The 14314-nt window shown below is 70.7% G+C and carries 18 protein-coding genes; 6 read left to right on the top strand and 12 right to left on the bottom strand.

The features are described from left to right. The first annotated feature begins 75 nt into the window (after positions 1-75). Positions 76-507, top strand: coding sequence for a large conductance mechanosensitive channel protein MscL (mscL, locus tag RR3_RS07340; protein WP_064065661.1), 432 nt, complete (start codon positions 76-78; stop codon positions 505-507). Positions 508-598: 91 nt separating this feature from the next. On the opposite strand, the gene RR3_RS07335 is transcribed toward mscL, so the two are convergent. From RR3_RS07335 to mrf, 9 genes are all read right to left on the bottom strand, one after another. Further along, positions 599-1237 carry an MspA family porin gene (locus tag RR3_RS07335; RefSeq protein ID WP_064065662.1) on the bottom strand — a complete coding sequence of 213 codons (639 nt, stop codon included), beginning with the start codon at positions 1235-1237 and terminating at the stop codon, positions 599-601. A 52-nt stretch (positions 1238-1289) separates the two neighbouring features. Beyond that, the gene (locus RR3_RS07330; protein ID WP_064065663.1) at positions 1290-2078 is read right to left on the bottom strand and encodes an MspA family porin; all 789 of its coding nucleotides are present in this window, start codon (positions 2076-2078) and stop codon (positions 1290-1292) included. A 784-nt stretch (positions 2079-2862) separates the two neighbouring features. Beyond that, positions 2863-3360: a MogA/MoaB family molybdenum cofactor biosynthesis protein gene (locus tag RR3_RS07325; protein WP_026137469.1), complete on the bottom strand. Its 498-nt coding sequence runs from the start codon at positions 3358-3360 to the stop codon at positions 2863-2865. A gap of 74 nt (positions 3361-3434) precedes the next feature. Beyond that, positions 3435-4682 (bottom strand): S1C family serine protease, encoded by a 1248-nt coding sequence (locus tag RR3_RS07320; RefSeq protein ID WP_010593013.1) that lies wholly within the window; start codon positions 4680-4682, stop codon positions 3435-3437. Between the two features lie 102 nt (positions 4683-4784). Further along, the gene (locus tag RR3_RS07315) at positions 4785-6173 is read right to left on the bottom strand and encodes a HAMP domain-containing sensor histidine kinase (RefSeq protein ID WP_017679453.1); all 1389 of its coding nucleotides are present in this window, start codon (positions 6171-6173) and stop codon (positions 4785-4787) included. Positions 6174-6211: 38 nt separating this feature from the next. Continuing rightward, entirely contained in the window at positions 6212-6898 is a 687-nt protein-coding gene (locus RR3_RS07310; RefSeq protein WP_017679452.1) for a response regulator transcription factor, read from the bottom strand. A gap of 97 nt (positions 6899-6995) precedes the next feature. Continuing rightward, positions 6996-7169, bottom strand: a complete 174-nt coding sequence (rpmF, locus tag RR3_RS07305) for a 50S ribosomal protein L32 (RefSeq protein WP_040274431.1) — start codon at positions 7167-7169, stop codon at positions 6996-6998. Positions 7170-7193: 24 nt separating this feature from the next. After that, the gene (locus tag RR3_RS07300) at positions 7194-7448 is read right to left on the bottom strand and encodes a type B 50S ribosomal protein L31 (protein WP_017679450.1); all 255 of its coding nucleotides are present in this window, start codon (positions 7446-7448) and stop codon (positions 7194-7196) included. Further along, positions 7445-8659 (bottom strand): ribosome hibernation factor-recruiting GTPase MRF, encoded by a 1215-nt coding sequence (gene mrf / locus RR3_RS07295; RefSeq protein WP_017679449.1) that lies wholly within the window; start codon positions 8657-8659, stop codon positions 7445-7447. Before mrf ends, RR3_RS07300 begins: the two co-directional genes overlap by 4 nt. A 117-nt stretch (positions 8660-8776) precedes the next feature. Between mrf and rpmB the strand changes: the two genes are divergently transcribed. The 5 genes from rpmB to RR3_RS07270 all read left to right on the top strand — a co-directional run bounded on the left by rpmB (position 8777) and on the right by RR3_RS07270 (position 10817). Beyond that, complete coding sequence (gene rpmB, locus RR3_RS07290) at positions 8777-9013, top strand: 50S ribosomal protein L28 (RefSeq protein ID WP_017679448.1); 237 nt, start codon at positions 8777-8779, stop codon at positions 9011-9013. Continuing rightward, complete coding sequence (gene rpmG, locus RR3_RS07285; protein ID WP_003937781.1) at positions 9013-9177, top strand: 50S ribosomal protein L33; 165 nt, start codon at positions 9013-9015, stop codon at positions 9175-9177. The genes rpmB and rpmG overlap by 1 nt, the downstream gene beginning before the upstream one ends. 3 nt (positions 9178-9180) lie before the next feature. Next, positions 9181-9486 (top strand): 30S ribosomal protein S14, encoded by a 306-nt coding sequence (gene rpsN, locus RR3_RS07280; RefSeq protein WP_017679447.1) that lies wholly within the window; start codon positions 9181-9183, stop codon positions 9484-9486. A 10-nt stretch (positions 9487-9496) separates the two neighbouring features. Continuing rightward, a complete protein-coding gene (gene rpsR / locus RR3_RS07275) occupies positions 9497-9757 on the top strand; it encodes a 30S ribosomal protein S18 (RefSeq protein WP_003937779.1) in 261 nt (86 codons plus the stop codon). A 193-nt stretch (positions 9758-9950) separates the two neighbouring features. After that, positions 9951-10817 carry a type IV toxin-antitoxin system AbiEi family antitoxin gene (locus RR3_RS07270; RefSeq protein WP_040274417.1) on the top strand — a complete coding sequence of 289 codons (867 nt, stop codon included), beginning with the start codon at positions 9951-9953 and terminating at the stop codon, positions 10815-10817. Positions 10818-10890: 73 nt separating this feature from the next. Here RR3_RS07270 and RR3_RS07265 read toward each other — a convergent pair whose 3' ends face one another. Genes RR3_RS07265 through phnC form a run of 3 tightly spaced genes read right to left on the bottom strand, consistent with a single transcriptional unit; the run spans position 10891 to position 14314 of the window. After that, positions 10891-11904, bottom strand: a complete 1014-nt coding sequence (locus RR3_RS07265) for a zinc-binding dehydrogenase (protein WP_040274411.1) — start codon at positions 11902-11904, stop codon at positions 10891-10893. Then, positions 11880-13481 (bottom strand): phosphonate ABC transporter, permease protein PhnE, encoded by a 1602-nt coding sequence (gene phnE, locus RR3_RS07260; RefSeq protein ID WP_017679444.1) that lies wholly within the window; start codon positions 13479-13481, stop codon positions 11880-11882. Before phnE ends, RR3_RS07265 begins: the two co-directional genes overlap by 25 nt. Next, positions 13478-14314 (bottom strand): phosphonate ABC transporter ATP-binding protein, encoded by an 837-nt coding sequence (phnC, locus tag RR3_RS07255; RefSeq protein WP_017679443.1) that lies wholly within the window; start codon positions 14312-14314, stop codon positions 13478-13480. The genes phnE and phnC overlap by 4 nt, the downstream gene beginning before the upstream one ends.

Genomic DNA, 14314 nt, shown 5'->3' with positions numbered 1-14314 from the left:
CGGGTTGAACGTCACACCCGCTGGTTTATGGTGCGACTGCGAGCATGACGACAACACCTGTCTAGGAGACGCACCATGCTGAAGGGCTTCAAGGATTTCCTGCTCCGCGGAAACGTGCTCGACCTCGCCGTCGCAGTCGTCGTCGGCACCGCGTTCACGGCCATCGTCACCGCCTTCACCAGCAACATCATCGAACCGCTCATCGCGGCGATCGGCGGTGACAACGAGATGGGCTGGGGCGTCCAGATCCTGCCCGACAACCCCGAGACCTTCCTCAACTTCGGCGCCGTGGTGTCGGCGATCATCAACTTCCTCATCATCGCCGCCGTCGTCTACTTCGTGCTGATCGTCCCGGCGAACGCCGCCAAGAGGAAGTTCGCCACCGAGAAGGACGACACCAAGGCGAGCGCCGAAGACCTGCTCATCCAGATCCGCGACATCCTCGAGCTGCAGGCCGGCCAGAGCGGCGCACACGCCAAGCCCAGCCTCGAGGAGCGGGAGCGGTAGGCACGGCCACCCCGCTGCACCGAAAAAGATTGGGCCCACTCGGAATTCCGAGCGGGCCCAACCCGTTTCAGCCTGTGGCCGGAACGTCGTGTCAGACGGTCCAGGGCTTGCCGTAGGTGGTCACGTTGTCGCCGTTCGCGGTGATGGCGCGGACGAACGGACGGACCTGGACGGCGCCGATGACGCCGGAGGCGGTGCCGTGGACGTTGGAGAACTGGACGGTCTTGAAATCACCGTCGAACTCGCCCTCGGCGACGACGAGCTCCTCGATGCCCGGAGCCGGGGTCAGCTCGAGCTCGGCGTAGGCCTGCGGGAGGATGTCGGTCACGGTGGCGGTCGCACCGTCCGAAGCCGAGAGCTCCAGCTCCAGGCCCGGGGTGGAGTAGGTGACGCCGATGGCTCCGTCGATGCTGCCGGCCCACGCGAACTGGTAGCCGAACTGGAACGTGGTGCCCTCGGCGTCGGCGGCGTCCGCGCCGATCAGGTTCGCGGTGCCGCGGCCGTTGTGGAACCACTCACGGTTGAAGGGGCTGCCACCCAGGGCCGGCACGCCGTGGATGTGGGTATCCTCCTGGGTCACGACGACCTCGAGGCCGTCCGAGACGATCCGGTTCTGATCGTCGACCGCAGCCTGCGCGGAGCCGGTCGCACCGAGGACCAGGCCCAGGACGGCGGCACCGGACACCGCGGCGTTACGTGCGGCCTTGAAGCCACGCGACTTGATTCCCATGATTTCTCCGTATTTCTTGGTGGGGATTACTGCGGGGTGAGGCGGAGCAGGACTAGATCGTCCAGACCTTGCCGTAGGTGGTGACGTTGTCGCCGTTCGCGGTGATCACGCGGACGAAGGGGCGGACCGAGACCGCGCCGATGACGCCGGTCGCGGCGCCGTGCACGTTGGCGAACTGCACGTGCTTGTAATCGCCGTCGAACTCACCCTCGGCGACGACGAGCTCCTCGATGCCCGGGGCCGGGGTCAGCTCGATGCCGGCAGTGAACTGGGGCAGGATGCTGTCGACGGTGAGGGTGTTCTCGACGTCGACCGCACTAGCGTTCGGATCGATGGTGTACGCCGGGATCTTGTCGTCCGGGTTGTCCGAGTTCGGATCGTCGATCAGCACCGGTCGAGTCTGATCCGGGTTGTTCGGATCCGGTTCCGTAACGGGCACGTACACCTTGCCGGGCGATGCCGCGACCTCGAGCTCAGCCTGCGGGCTCGACCACGCGATGCCGATCGAGCCGTCGACCGCGGCCGACCACGCGAACTGGTAGCCGAACTGGAACGTCGAGCCCTCGAAGTCCGCGGCGTCGGGGCCGACGATGTTGGCGATGCCACGACCGTTGTGGAACCACTCACGGCTGAGCGGGCTACCGCCGATCGGGGGGACACCCTGGATGAAGGTGTCCTCCTGGGTCACGACGACCTCGTGACCGTCCGACACGATCCGGTTCTGGTCGTCGACCACAGCGCCGGCGGTCCCGGTCGATCCCAGAACCAGGCCGAACACGGCGGCGGCGGCCACCGTGACGTTGCGGGCGGCCTTCACACCGCGTCGCGTCTGCATCTTCATGAATGCCTCATCCATTCTCTGCGTGCCGGGTCACGCACACGCGTCCGACAACTGCCCTGTCGCCCGCGAGGCATGCCACACCATGAACACCGGCGGGCACCCGCCCGCCGGTGCGACGTGTGCGTCATCCGCACGGTTGCGTTTCCGATTCGTGATGAAGACCGCGACGTGTGCCGTTGATCTTGACCTCAGCGAACCACGACAGAGACTAGACCGTGACCTCGAACCCCAGCAACGGCTACGTCGGCGCGCAGAGCCCCGCCGGGACGGAAATGTTTCGGCCCAGTGAAACAACGGGTGACCAGCACCCACGGCGGCACACAGAGGCCGCGCGATGTCAAATCTTAGGTCCGGCTTATCCGCATTCGTGCATACCCACAGGTGACACCCGCAAACCGGGGTGTGATGCGGTGCATCCGCCCGGTGCGACGGTGATCGACCTCACCTGAAAGGGTGCCGATGATCAAGGTGAAACGCCGAGCGGAAGGGTTACGAAGAGATTTCGAACGGTCGGCCGAGAAATGAACGACCGCCCCTCGGGAAACAACTGTAAGTGGGGTAGATCACACACTGCCGTGGTGGGGCGGGACCTGCCGTCGCAGCCACTCGTCCGAGTCGGACGACTCGTCGCCCGGCGAGCGCTCGTCGCGAGTCGTCTCGGGGAGCACGTCACCGAAGACGCGGCGGAGCCGGGCCCGGTCGATCCGGGCCCGGCCGGCGTCGCCGCGCTGCGGTGCGTCGTCCGGCGACGCACCGGCAGCACTCTCGTCCGTGCCTGTGATGGCTATCCCTCCACTCGCGACAGTTCCTCGATCACGTGCGAGGCGAGCGGCAACAGTGTGGCCATGCCGTCGCGGATCGCGGCGCGCGACGACGCCAGGTTGGCGACCAGCGTGGACCCCGACAGCCCGACCAGACCGCGGGACAGGCCGGCATCCATCGCGCCGGCGGAGAAACCCGAGGAGCGCAACGCCTCGCCGATCCCCTGGAGCTCCCGGTCGAGCACGTCGGACGTGGCGTCCGGCGTCACGTCGCGCGGCGACACCCCGGTCCCACCGACGGAGATCACCAGGTCCACACCGCCGATGACGGCGGTGTTGAGGGCGTTGCGGATCTCCACCTCGTCGGCCGACACGGTGACGACACCGTCGACGGCGAACCCCGCCTCGGCGAGCAGTTCGGTCACCAGCGGTCCGGCGGAGTCCGGGTTGTCGCCGTGCGCTACCCGGTCGTCCACGATCACCACGAGGGCTCGTCCGGTCCTGGGGGTTTCGAATTCCATGATGCCCACCGTAGTTCCCCTGTCCGTCGAACGAGCTGTATGTCCGAGAATGAACCCGGCGGTCGATTCTGCTCTCATCGGCCACCCGCCTCCGCCTCCGCGAGCTGCACCTCGACGGTCTTCTCGCCGCCACCCTGAGCGTCGGTGTAGGTGATGCGGACGGTATCGCCGGGCGCGTACGAGCGCACGGCCGCGATCAGGGAGTCCCCGTCCGTGACGAGCCGGTCGTCGACCTTGGTGATGACCACGCCACTCGGAATTCCGGCCCGTTCCGCCGGTCCGCCCGCGGTGACCTCCATGACCCGGGCGCCACGCACGTCGCTCTGCGACGGCACCTGCACGCCGATGATGGCGTGGGTGGCCTTCCCGGTGTCGACGAGCTGGTCGGCGATGCGACGGGCCTGATCGACCGGGATGGCGAAGCCGAGACCAATGGATCCGGACTGTCCACCGGCGGTGGCGATCGCCGTGTTGACGCCGATCAGCCGGCCGTCCATGTCCACGAGCGCGCCACCGGAGTTGCCGGGGTTGATCGCGGCGTCGGTCTGCAGCGCGTCGATGACGGTGTTCTGGTTCCCGGTCTCCCCGCTGGTCGACACCGGCCGGTCGAGGGCCGAGACGATCCCCGTGGTCACCGTGCTCTCGAGCCCGAGCGGTGAGCCGACCGCGACGACCTGCTGGCCCACCTGCACGGCGGCGGAATCGCCGAGCTCGATCGGCGTGAGGTCGGTGCGGCCCTCGGCCCGGATCACGGCGATGTCGGAGATCGGATCGGTCCCCACGACGGTCGCCGGAGCGGAACTTCCGTCGGAGAAGTATGCGGTGAGCTGCGCGCCGGCGCCGCCGCCGGCGACGACGTGGTTGTTGGTGAGGATCAGGCCGTCGGAGGACAGGATCACCCCCGAGCCCTCGCCCTGTGCCGTGCGGCCGACCACCTCGATGCGCACGACGCTCGGCACGACCTTCTGCGCGACGGCCTGCACCGACCCCGCGGGCGCGGCGGCGACCGTCGTCGTGGACGGCCTCGGCGCGTCGAGAGCATTGGTGACGGACGCACCGCCGGTCGACTGTTGCGTGGTCCACGCGCCGACCGCGCCGCCGATGCCGCCGCTGACCAGTGCCAGCGCGACGGCGCCGAGGGCGAGCAGGCCCCGCGCGGACCGCGGTGCGCCCTGGGGTCCCGGCGCGGGCTGGGGCGGGGCGCCGAACGGCGCGGTGTGCCCGTACCCCGGACCGGAGGGGGCTTGGTAGGGATTCGGCTGGGGCGGTATCGGCTGGTGGGGCTCTCGGTGGCCGCCACCCTGGGTGGGGTCCTCGCTCATCTCATCGCTTTCGTGTACACGGCCGCCGGGTCGGTGGCTCGTCGGCTTCCAGCATGCCCGCGGCGGCTGAGAGTCCGCTTAGACCCGACGCCGATTTTCCTGTCAATCCGCCGGGTGTTCGAGGTGCGGCGCGCCGGGCAGCACGATCCGGACGAGGGCGCCCCCGCGCGACGAGGCGTCGACCGCGATGGTGCCGCCGTGCTTCATCACGACCTGCCGCACGATCGCGAGGCCCAGGCCGGATCCGGGCATCGACCGCGACGCGGTCGAACGGTAGAACCGCTCGAACACCAGCTCGCGGTCCTCCTCCGGGATGCCGGGGCCGGCGTCGTCGACGGTCAGTTCCATCAGGCCGGGCCCGAGCTGGCGCATCGACACGAGCACCTCGGCGTCGGCGGGACTCCATTTGGCGGCGTTGTCGAGGACGTTGAGCACCGCCCGCGAGAGCGCGGCCTGGTCGCCGTAGACGAACCACGGTTCCGTGTGGGCCGTGAAGTCGAGGTCGGAGCGGCGCCGCCGGGCCCGTTCGAGGCTGCGCTCGACGACGTCGGAGATGTCGACCGGCTCGAACACCGTCTCGGGTGCGTCCTCGCGGGCGAGGTCGACGAGGTCCCCCACCAGGGTGGACAGCTCCTCTATCTGCGCCACGACGTCGGCGCGCAGTTCCGCCATGTCCTCCTCGGGCAGGTTCGGGGCGTCCGGCCGGCTCGCCGCGATGAGCAGTTCCATGTTCGTGCGCAACGACGTCAGCGGGGTGCGCAGCTCGTGGCCGGCATCGGCGACGAGCCGGCTCTGCCGCTCCCGCGACTCGGCGAGCGCGCGCAGCATCGTGTTGAAGCTCTCGGTGAGGCGGGCCAGCTCGTCGTGCCCGGTCACGCGGATCGGCCGCAGGTCGTCGGTGCGGGCGACCCGCTCGGCCGCCGCGGTGAGACGCGCGACGGGGCGCAGACCAGTGCGTCCGACCGTCGCACCGGCGGCCGCGGCGAGCACCACCCCGCACCCGCCGACGACGAACAGCACGCTCGCGAGCCGTTTCAGGATGTCCGCGGTGGGCTGCAGTCGCTGCGAGATGACGATGGTGCTGCCGTCGGGGATGCGCTGCGCGAGCACCCGCTGATGACCGACGGTGCGCAGCGACGACTCCCGTTCGCCCTTCGCGACGGCGAACTCGGCGCTGCCGATCGGGACGGAGGATCCGGGCGGCACGTACTGCCCCAGGTCGGGATAGACGAGCGCCACGCTGATGTCGGAGCTGTAGAGCTGGGCGCCACCGATGTAGCGGGGGTCGTAGGTGATGAGGGTGCTGCTCTCGACGAGCGCGGCGGCTCGCGCCCGCAACTGCTTGTCGACGTCGGCGTAGAGAGCGCGCGCGACCACCGCATACGCCGCGATGGAGGTGACCGCGACGGCGATCGCCACGGCGCCGGCCGCCAGCAGCGTGACACGACGGCGCAGCGGCACCGACCGGGTCAGCAGCAGCGGGGGCCGCATCGGGCGCCCGGAATCCGGGTCGGTGCCTTCGAGTCGGGTCACGGCGGGGTTTCCCGCAGGACGTAGCCGACGCCGCGCACCGTGTGGATCAGGCGCGGCTCACCCTCGGCTTCGGTCTTGCGGCGCAGGTACCCCACGTAGACCTCGAGGGCGTTGCCCGAGGTGGGAAAGTCGTAGCCCCACACCTCCTCGAGGATCCGGCTGCGGCTCAGGACGCGGCGGGGGTTCGCCATGAGCATTTCCATGAGGGCGAACTCGGTGCGGGTGAGACTGATCGACCGGGCACCGCGGGTGACCTCCCGGGTGGACGGGTTCAGGGTCAGGTCCGCGAACCGCAGCGTCTCCTCCGACTCGGCCGGGTCGGGTGAGGCGCGACGGAGCAGCGCGCGCAGCCGGGCGAGCAGTTCCTCGAGCGCGAACGGCTTGGGCAGGTAGTCGTCGGCGCCGGCGTCCAGGCCCGCGACGCGCTCGGAGACGGAATCCCGGGCGGTGAGCACGAGGATGGGGAGGTCGTCGCCGGTGCTGCGCAGTCGGCGGCACACCTCGAGGCCGTCGACCCGCGGCATCATCACGTCGAGGACCATCGCGTCGGGCCGTTCGGCCGCGACGTGTTCGAGGGCGTCCTGCCCGTCCGTGGCGAGCTCGACGCTGTATCCGTTGAAGCTCAGTGATCGGCGCAGGGACTCCCGCACCGCCCGGTCGTCGTCGACCACCAGAATGCGCATGGCTTCCAGTGTGGACCCGACCGCTGAGAGGTGTCTGAGAGGAGGGCGGCGTGTCCGGCGAGGGAATCGCGGGGGGTTGCGATCCCCTCGCCGGCCGTCACACCTCGTTGGGGTCGATCACTCCGAGCCGCACGGCCTTGACGAGCCGTCGCGGCACGTGGTGGGTGACACCGGCGACGGTGACCGGCACCAGGGCCGGGGCCTGCGCGTTCCACTGCGAGCGTCGGCTGCGGGTGTTGGACCGGGACATCCGGCGCTTGGGTACTGCCATCGTGGTTCTCCTCGGGTGGGTCGGTCAGGGACGGCGGCGCTTGCCGTACTTGCGTTCGAACTTCTCGACGCGGCCCGCGGCGTCGAGCACCCGGGCAGTTCCCGTCCAGAAGGGGTGGGACTCGCTGGTGACGTCCACGACGATCAGCGGGTAGGTGTTGCCGTCGGACCATTCGACCGTGCGGTCGGAGGTGACGGTGGAGCGGGTGAGGAACGTCGATCCGGTGTTCGCGTCCTGGAACACCACGGGGTGGTAGTCGGGGTGGATGCCGGGCTTCATGCTCGTCCTTCTCCTTCTGTCGGTGCGGCGTCGGCTGTGGGTGCCGGGAGGTCGTCGCACGGGTCTTCGTGGTAGTCGCCGAACGGGTCGTCCCATGTCGGCCAGGCCGCCGGGTCGGCGAACTCCTCGTCGGTGAGCAGCGCCCACTCCAGGGCGCGACGGATCTCGTCGGGGTCGGCGTCGTGGGTGAGGATCACCATCGAGGTGTCGCGGTCTCCGTAGGTGTCGTCCCAGCGCAGCGCCGCCATGACGCGCCGTTCGCCGGAGACTCGTTGCTGCTGCTCGGGAGTCATCGCGGCGAGCCACGGTCCGGCGTGGGCGACGCGCAGCCCTTCCCCGGCGGACTCGATCAGCAGCGCGGTGTCCGGTTGTGTCGCGACCCAGGCCCGCCCGCGAGCCCGGACGACGCCGTCGAGGAGGACGTCGATCGCCTCGTGCAGGCGCTGCGGGTGGAAGGGCCGGCGGGCACCGAACTCGAGCAGCCGCACGCCGCAGTCCTCGCCGAGCGGTGGCTGGCCGCGCAGCAGCGGCGAGTGGGCGTCGGAGACCGTCCCGCGCCGCGCCCCGGCGGGGATCTGCCGGAGCAGGTGTTCGACGTCGACGTCCTCACCCCACGCGACGGGGGCGTCGGGCGCGAGCCGGGCGAGCACCGCATGCAGCTTCGCCTGGTGCCAGCCGTCGGCGCCGGGCCGGACGACGAGAGCGTCGGCGAATTCGACCTGGCCCACGACGACCTGGGCGACGGTGCGGTCGTCGTCGAGTTCCTCGTCGCCGGTGGCGTCGGCGAGCCAGGTGGCGGCGTCGATGCAGGTGACGGTGGCCTCGATCCGCACGTCGTGGGCGGCGGGTCCGTCGATCTGCCCGACGATGCCGGAGACGACGACGTGCTCGACGGCCCAGCACAACGCCTCGGGTTCGAGCAGCGGGTCGAGCAGCAGGACGATGCGGTCGACGTTGCTGCGGGCATGCAGGCGGCGCAGCAGCGGGAGCAGATCCTCGCGGAGGGTGCAGGAGACGCAGCCGTGGGCCAGTTCGAGCACGTCGAGGCGGTGATCGTGCTCGGTGGTGAGGGTGCGGCGCACGACGCCCTCACCGACGTGGACGAGGTCGTGATGCACCACGACGGTCCCCGGACGCAGCAGGGCCCGCGCGGTCCGTTCGGTGGGTCCGCGCCGGCCGGAGACGACGATCAGCGGCGTTCTGGTGTCCACCGGAGCCCCTTTCGATAACGATTGTCATTAGCTCGCCGAGAGCGTACAGTCGCTCGGGCCATTTGTCGAAAACGATTGTCGTTACGCCCACGGGGCGCCGACAGAAGGGAGCCCGCCGTGTCGGCGCACTGCCAGGTGACCGGACGCAAGCCCGGCTTCGGGAAATCCGTCTCCCATTCCCACGTCCGCACCAACCGGCGCTGGGACCCGAACATCCAGCGCAAGACCTACTACCTGCCGTCCGAGGGACGCCGCGTCACCCTGACGCTCTCCGCGAAGGGCATCAAGACCGTCGACCGCGACGGCATCGAGGCCGTCGTCGCCCGTCTCCGCGCCCGGGGAGTGAAGCTCTGATGGCCCGCAACGAGATCCGGCCCATCGTCAAGCTCCGCTCCACCGGCGGCACCGGCTACACGTACGTCACCCGCAAGAACCGGCGCAACGATCCCGACCGGCTCGTCCTGCGCAAGTACGATCCCGTGCTGCGCCGCCACATCGACTTCCGCGAGGAGAAGTAGGTCATGGCCAAGAAGTCGAAGATCGCACGCAACGAGCAGCGGGCGCTCGTCGTCGCCCGCTACGCCGAACGTCGCGCGGAGCTGAAGGAGATCGTGCGGCGACCGTCGAGCACCGACGCGCAGCGCCTCGCCGCACAGACCGCCCTGCAGCGTCTGCCGCGCGACGCCAGTCCGGTACGATTGCGCAATCGAGACGCTGCGGATGGACGTCCGCGCGGCCACCTGCGGAAGTTCGGGCTCTCACGCGTGCGCGTGAGGGAGCTCGCGCACCGCGGCGAGCTGCCCGGCGTCCACAAGTCGAGCTGGTGAGGAGCGAGTCATGGCAGTCAAGAGGGGCCCGTCGAAGAAGTCGCGTGCCGTGGAAGGCCGCAAGCCCAAGAAGAACCCGCTGTTCGCGGCGAAGATCGAGTACGTCGACTACAAGGACGTGAACCTGCTCCGCACGTTCATCTCCGATCGCGGCAAGATCCGCAGCCGTCGCGTGACCGGCCTGACCCCGCAGCAGCAGCGTCAGGTGGCCACCGCGGTGAAGAACGCCCGCGAGATGGCCCTGCTGCCCTTCACCACCACCAGCAAGTAGAGCTCCACTCGCGGCGAGGGCCGCGCGGGCACGTGCCCGCGCGGCCCTCGCCGCATTCGTGGACCGTCGAGTGCGCAGTTCTCGTGCCACTGCCCGGCGTGTCGCCACGAGAAGTGCACACTCGCGCGAGTTGTCCACAGGCCCCCGTGACCTCGGTTCCCTCCGGTACGGCCACCGGGCATTCTCGGCGATCATGGGGGAATTCGACGAACCGTTCCTGGGGACGCACGCCGTCCAGGCGGGCATTCTGACGCCGCATCAGCTCCGGCGATTCCGGCGCGTCCATCGGAATGTGTACATCCACCGGGACGCGGCCGTCACACCGAGCGGCCGCGCGCGAGCGGCATGGCTCTGGGCAGGGGGCGACGGAGTGCTGGCCGGCTACTCGGCTGCGGCCCTGTTCGGCAGCCGGTGGATCGATGCGACCGCGCCCGCGGAGCTGATCCGGCGCGGTAGCCGCCGGGGCACCGCAGGGGTCGTCGTGCACGCCGGGACGCTCCCCGACGACGAGGTGTGCGAGTTGGCAGACATGCGAGTGACGTCACCGGCTCGCACCGCGTTCGACCTCGGCCGTCGCCTCGCCCTGGATGCCGCGGTCGAACAGCTCGACGCACTGTGTCGTGCCACTCGCTCCGATCCTGCGTGTGTCGCCGAACTGGCCGATCGGCACAGCGGCGCCCGTGGCGTGCAGCGGTTGCGGGAGGCCCTGGCGCTGGTGGACCCAGGAGCCGAGTCGCTTCCGGAAACGCGGGTGCGGCTGCTTCTCGTGCGCGGCGGCCTCCCCCGCCCCAGCACCCAGGTCCCGGTCGTAGGGGTGGACGGACGCATTCTGGGCTGGGCCGACCTGGGCTGGAAGCAATGGCGCACCGTCGTCGAGTACGACGGCATCCATCACTGGACGGACGAGCGCCAGCGCACCAAGGACATCGAACGATACGAGGCCTTCGCGGCGCTGGGCTGGTCCGTCGTCCGCGTCAACTCCGAGCAGCTTCGCCTGCGCCCCGCGTCGATCGTGGCACGCGTGCGGGCGCGACTTCGATCGGCGGGCGCTCCGGTCTGACCGCCGAGTGCGCACTTCTCGTGCCACTGCCCGGCGTGTCGCCACGAGAAGTGCGCGCTCACGGGACTTGACCTCACGGGACGACGGACGCCCGCAGGGCAGGCGCGGCGGGCCGACGCAGGGCGTGCGCGACGTCGTCGAGCCGGACCGGTGCCGCGACGAGCTCGTCCCACGGGTACGTACCCGCGGTGCGGGTCAGGAAGGCCACGGCACGACGCAGGTGGGCGGGCTCGTAGTTGTGGACTCCGGTGACGGTGAGCCACCCGCGCACGACGGCCTCGGGGTCGACGGGCACCGAAGGGCCGGGCGTCACGGATCCCGCCAGGACGAGGCGGCCGCCGACGTCGAGCCGGTGCAGGCACTCCCCCACCGCGACGACGGATCCCGAGAAGTCGAGCGCGACGTCGACGGAGCCGCCTTCGTCGCCGACGCCCCCGAACCGCTCGGCGACCGCGACCCGCTCCGCGTCCGGGTCGGCGACGCGCACATCGGCGCCGGCCTCCGCGCACAACGCGGTCGCGGTGACCCCGAGCATGCCCGCGCCGCACACCAGGACCCGCCGTCCGGCGACGTCACCGGCCGCCTCGACTGCGGCGAGCGCCGTCGCCGTCGCACATGCCGCCGGGGCCGCGACGACGTCCGGCACCGTGTCCGGCACCCGGACCACGCCCACTCCGGCCGGCAGCACGATGTGCCGGGCGTAGGTGCCGGACAACCCCCAGGCGCCGTCGAAAGGTTCGTGACCCACCTTGCGCAGGGTCCGGCACTTGGCGGTCCGGCCGGACCCGCACCTGTCGCACGCACCGCACGAGGCCGTGACGGTCCACACGACCCGCGTGCCGACGACGGTCCCCGCACCGGGTCCGGCCGCGACGACCTCGCCGACGGCCTCGTGTCCGAGCACCGACGGCTGGGGCCCGGCCCGTCGTCCGGCGACGGTGTGCAGGTCGCTGCCGCACACCGTCGCGAGCCGGATCCGTACCAGCAGTTCCCGGTCACCGAGGCGCGGGACGGGCACGTCGCGCACGTCGACGCCGGTGCCCGTCCACACGGCCGCGCGCGTCAGACCACCAGCGACCGGATCCATCCCGACACCCTTTCGATCAGGTAGACGACGGCGAACACGACGAGCACGATCGCTCCGGCGAACTCGAAGTTCAGGGTCCGGATCGCCTCGAAGAGCAGGAAGCCGACGCCGCCGGCGCCGACGATGCCGAGCACCGTCGAGGTGCGGATGTTGACGTCGAGCAGGTAGAGGCTCGAGCCGATCACGGACGGCACCGCCTGCGGAATCACCGCCGCGAACAACGTCTTCCACCAACCGCAGCCCACGGCCCGCGCCGCCTCGACGGGACCGGGGTCGATCTCCTCGACGGCGTCCGCCACGAGCTTGCCGAGGAATCCCACGGATCCGAGAGCGAGCGCGCACGCCCCGGCGACGGGGCCGAGTCCGATCGCGGCGACGAAGATCACCGCGAGGATCAGTTCGGGCACCGCGCGGACGAACAGGATCACCGAGCGCGCCGACCAGTACACGGCCGGATGCGGGGACACGTTGCGGGCGGCGAGTATCCCGAACGGCAGCGAGAGCACGATGCCGGCGGCCGTGGCGACCGCACCGATCGCGAGGGTTTGGAGCACGGCGTCGACCAGCTTGCCGCCGACCGCGGTGAAGTCCGGCGGGAGCAGACGGGTGAACACCTCGAGCGAGGGGCCGATCCACGTGAGCAGCGCGCGCGGGTCGATACGCAGGCTGATCAGCGCACCGACGGTGGCGGCGGCGACCGCGCCGGAGAAGATGAGTCGCGCGGCCTTCTCGCGGCGCGGATCCGGATCGGTGGGTGCCAGCAGGGTCCGCCGGACGAGGACCGCGAGCACCTCCATCGCGGCGATGATCGCGAGGATCACGCACACGATGCCCAGCGCCCGCGGATACACCAGACCGCGCAGGGCGTCCTGGAGCGCGAACCCGATGCCGCCGGCGCCGACGAATCCGAGCACGACGGAGGTACGCAGGTTGATGTCGATGCGGTAGACGAACGTCCCCAGCCAGGCGGGAACCACCTGGGGCAACACGGCATTGATCATCTCGCGGACGTACCCGGCCCCCGTGCTGCGGACCGCCTCCCGGGGCCCGGGCTCGGTCTGCTCGACGGCGTCGGCGAACAGCTTGCCGAGCATGCCGATGGAGTGCAGGGCGAGCGCGAGCACGCCGGGTAGGACGCCGATCCCGAGGGCGCGGACGAACAGCACCGCGAACAGCAGGTCCGGCACCGCCCGGCAGAAGGTGATCACCGCGCGCGCCACCGTGTACACGGCGGGGTGCGGGGTGGTGTTGCGGGCGGCCAGGAAGGCCAGCGGCACCGACGCGACGGTCGCGAGCACCGTGCCGAGCACCGCCATCAGCAGGGTGTCGAGGGCGAGCTTCCAGATCCGGCCCGGATCGTCAAGGGTGGGGGGCAGCATGCGGCCGAGCAGGCCGGCGACGTCGTCGAGCCCGTCGAGCAGCGCCGCGGGGGCGAAGTCGATGTAGCGGGCGGAGGCCAGGACGGCGAGGAACGCGACAGCCCCGCACGTCCCCAGCAGACGCCGGCGGCGGACGGCCGACCCCGGCAGGTGCCGCCCGACGCGGTCGGGCGGCGCGGGCGCGAGGGCGGTGCTCACGACGGTCCCGTCGGCGCCGAGGCCGGCTGGGCGGCCGGGTCGACCCGTCGATAGATGTCCATGGCGTCGGCCCGGCTCAGTTCCACGGCGGGCCGGTCGAGCACCTTCCGCCCGCCGCGCAGGCCGACGATCCGATGGGCCCAGCCCAGCGCAAGGTCCACCTGGTGCAGGGTGCACACGACGGTGAGCGTGTCCTCCATGCACACCCGGAAGAGCAGGTCCATCACCACCCCGGCGTTCTCGGGGTCGAGGGACGCGACCGGTTCGTCGGCGAGCAGGACGGTGGGGCGCTGCATCAGCGTCCGCGCGATCGCGACTCGCTGCTGCTGCCCACCGGAGAGGGTGTCGGCGCGACGGTCCGCGAGGTCGGCCAACCCGACGCGGTCGAGATGGGCGAGGGCCTCGGTGCGCATCCGCCTCGGGTACGTCGCGGCGCCGTAGCGGGGAACGCGCAGCCGTCCGAGTCCGCCGACGAGGACGTTCTCGAGGCAGCTGAGCCGGCCGACGAGGTTGAAGTGCTGGAAGACGAACCCCACGTCCCGGCGCAGGTTGCGTAGCTCGGCGCGCGACGCCAGATCGACGCGGGTGCCGGCCACCTCCACGGCCCCGTCGGTGACGCTGTGCAGGCCGTTGAGGCAGCGCAGCAGCGTCGACTTGCCGGAGCCGGACAGGCCCAGCAGCACGACGAGTTCGCTGCGGTGCACGGCGAGGTCGACACCGTCGAGAGCCACGGTGCCGCCGAACTTCTTCGTGACGCGACGGGCGGAGACGACGACGTCGTCGCCCGCGACGGTCGGGGCGTCGTCGCCCACGACGGTGTGATCGCTGTTCAA

The organism is Rhodococcus ruber NBRC 15591 (genome assembly GCF_001894945.1).
In the GTDB taxonomy this organism is placed as follows: domain Bacteria; phylum Actinomycetota; class Actinomycetes; order Mycobacteriales; family Mycobacteriaceae; genus Rhodococcus; species Rhodococcus ruber.
The sequence above is the reverse complement of the archived record's forward strand: the minus strand, read 5'-3'. Positions and strand labels throughout refer to the sequence as shown.

What these genes read in the sequence shown, in the direction of transcription:
- rpsN (WP_017679447.1), top strand. Translation starts at nt 9,181, where the DNA reads ATGGCCAAGAAGTCGAAGATCGCACGCAACGAGCAGCGGGCGCTCGTC.
- RR3_RS07300 (WP_017679450.1), bottom strand. Translation starts at nt 7,448, where the DNA reads ATGAAGCCCGGCATCCACCCCGACTACCACCCCGTGGTGTTCCAGGAC.
- RR3_RS07310 (WP_017679452.1), bottom strand. Translation starts at nt 6,898, where the DNA reads ATGCGCATTCTGGTGGTCGACGACGACCGGGCGGTGCGGGAGTCCCTG.
- RR3_RS07330 (WP_064065663.1), bottom strand. Translation starts at nt 2,078, where the DNA reads ATGAAGATGCAGACGCGACGCGGTGTGAAGGCCGCCCGCAACGTCACG.
- RR3_RS07325 (WP_026137469.1), bottom strand. Translation starts at nt 3,360, where the DNA reads ATGGAATTCGAAACCCCCAGGACCGGACGAGCCCTCGTGGTGATCGTG.
- RR3_RS07265 (WP_040274411.1), bottom strand. Translation starts at nt 11,904, where the DNA reads ATGGATCCGGTCGCTGGTGGTCTGACGCGCGCGGCCGTGTGGACGGGC.
- RR3_RS07315 (WP_017679453.1), bottom strand. Translation starts at nt 6,173, where the DNA reads ATGCGGCCCCCGCTGCTGCTGACCCGGTCGGTGCCGCTGCGCCGTCGT.
- mscL (WP_064065661.1), top strand. Translation starts at nt 76, where the DNA reads ATGCTGAAGGGCTTCAAGGATTTCCTGCTCCGCGGAAACGTGCTCGAC.
- rpmG (WP_003937781.1), top strand. Translation starts at nt 9,013, where the DNA reads ATGGCCCGCAACGAGATCCGGCCCATCGTCAAGCTCCGCTCCACCGGC.
- RR3_RS07335 (WP_064065662.1), bottom strand. Translation starts at nt 1,237, where the DNA reads ATGGGAATCAAGTCGCGTGGCTTCAAGGCCGCACGTAACGCCGCGGTG.
- rpmF (WP_040274431.1), bottom strand. Translation starts at nt 7,169, where the DNA reads ATGGCAGTACCCAAGCGCCGGATGTCCCGGTCCAACACCCGCAGCCGA.
- RR3_RS07320 (WP_010593013.1), bottom strand. Translation starts at nt 4,682, where the DNA reads ATGAGCGAGGACCCCACCCAGGGTGGCGGCCACCGAGAGCCCCACCAG.
- rpsR (WP_003937779.1), top strand. Translation starts at nt 9,497, where the DNA reads ATGGCAGTCAAGAGGGGCCCGTCGAAGAAGTCGCGTGCCGTGGAAGGC.
- RR3_RS07270 (WP_040274417.1), top strand. Translation starts at nt 9,951, where the DNA reads ATGGGGGAATTCGACGAACCGTTCCTGGGGACGCACGCCGTCCAGGCG.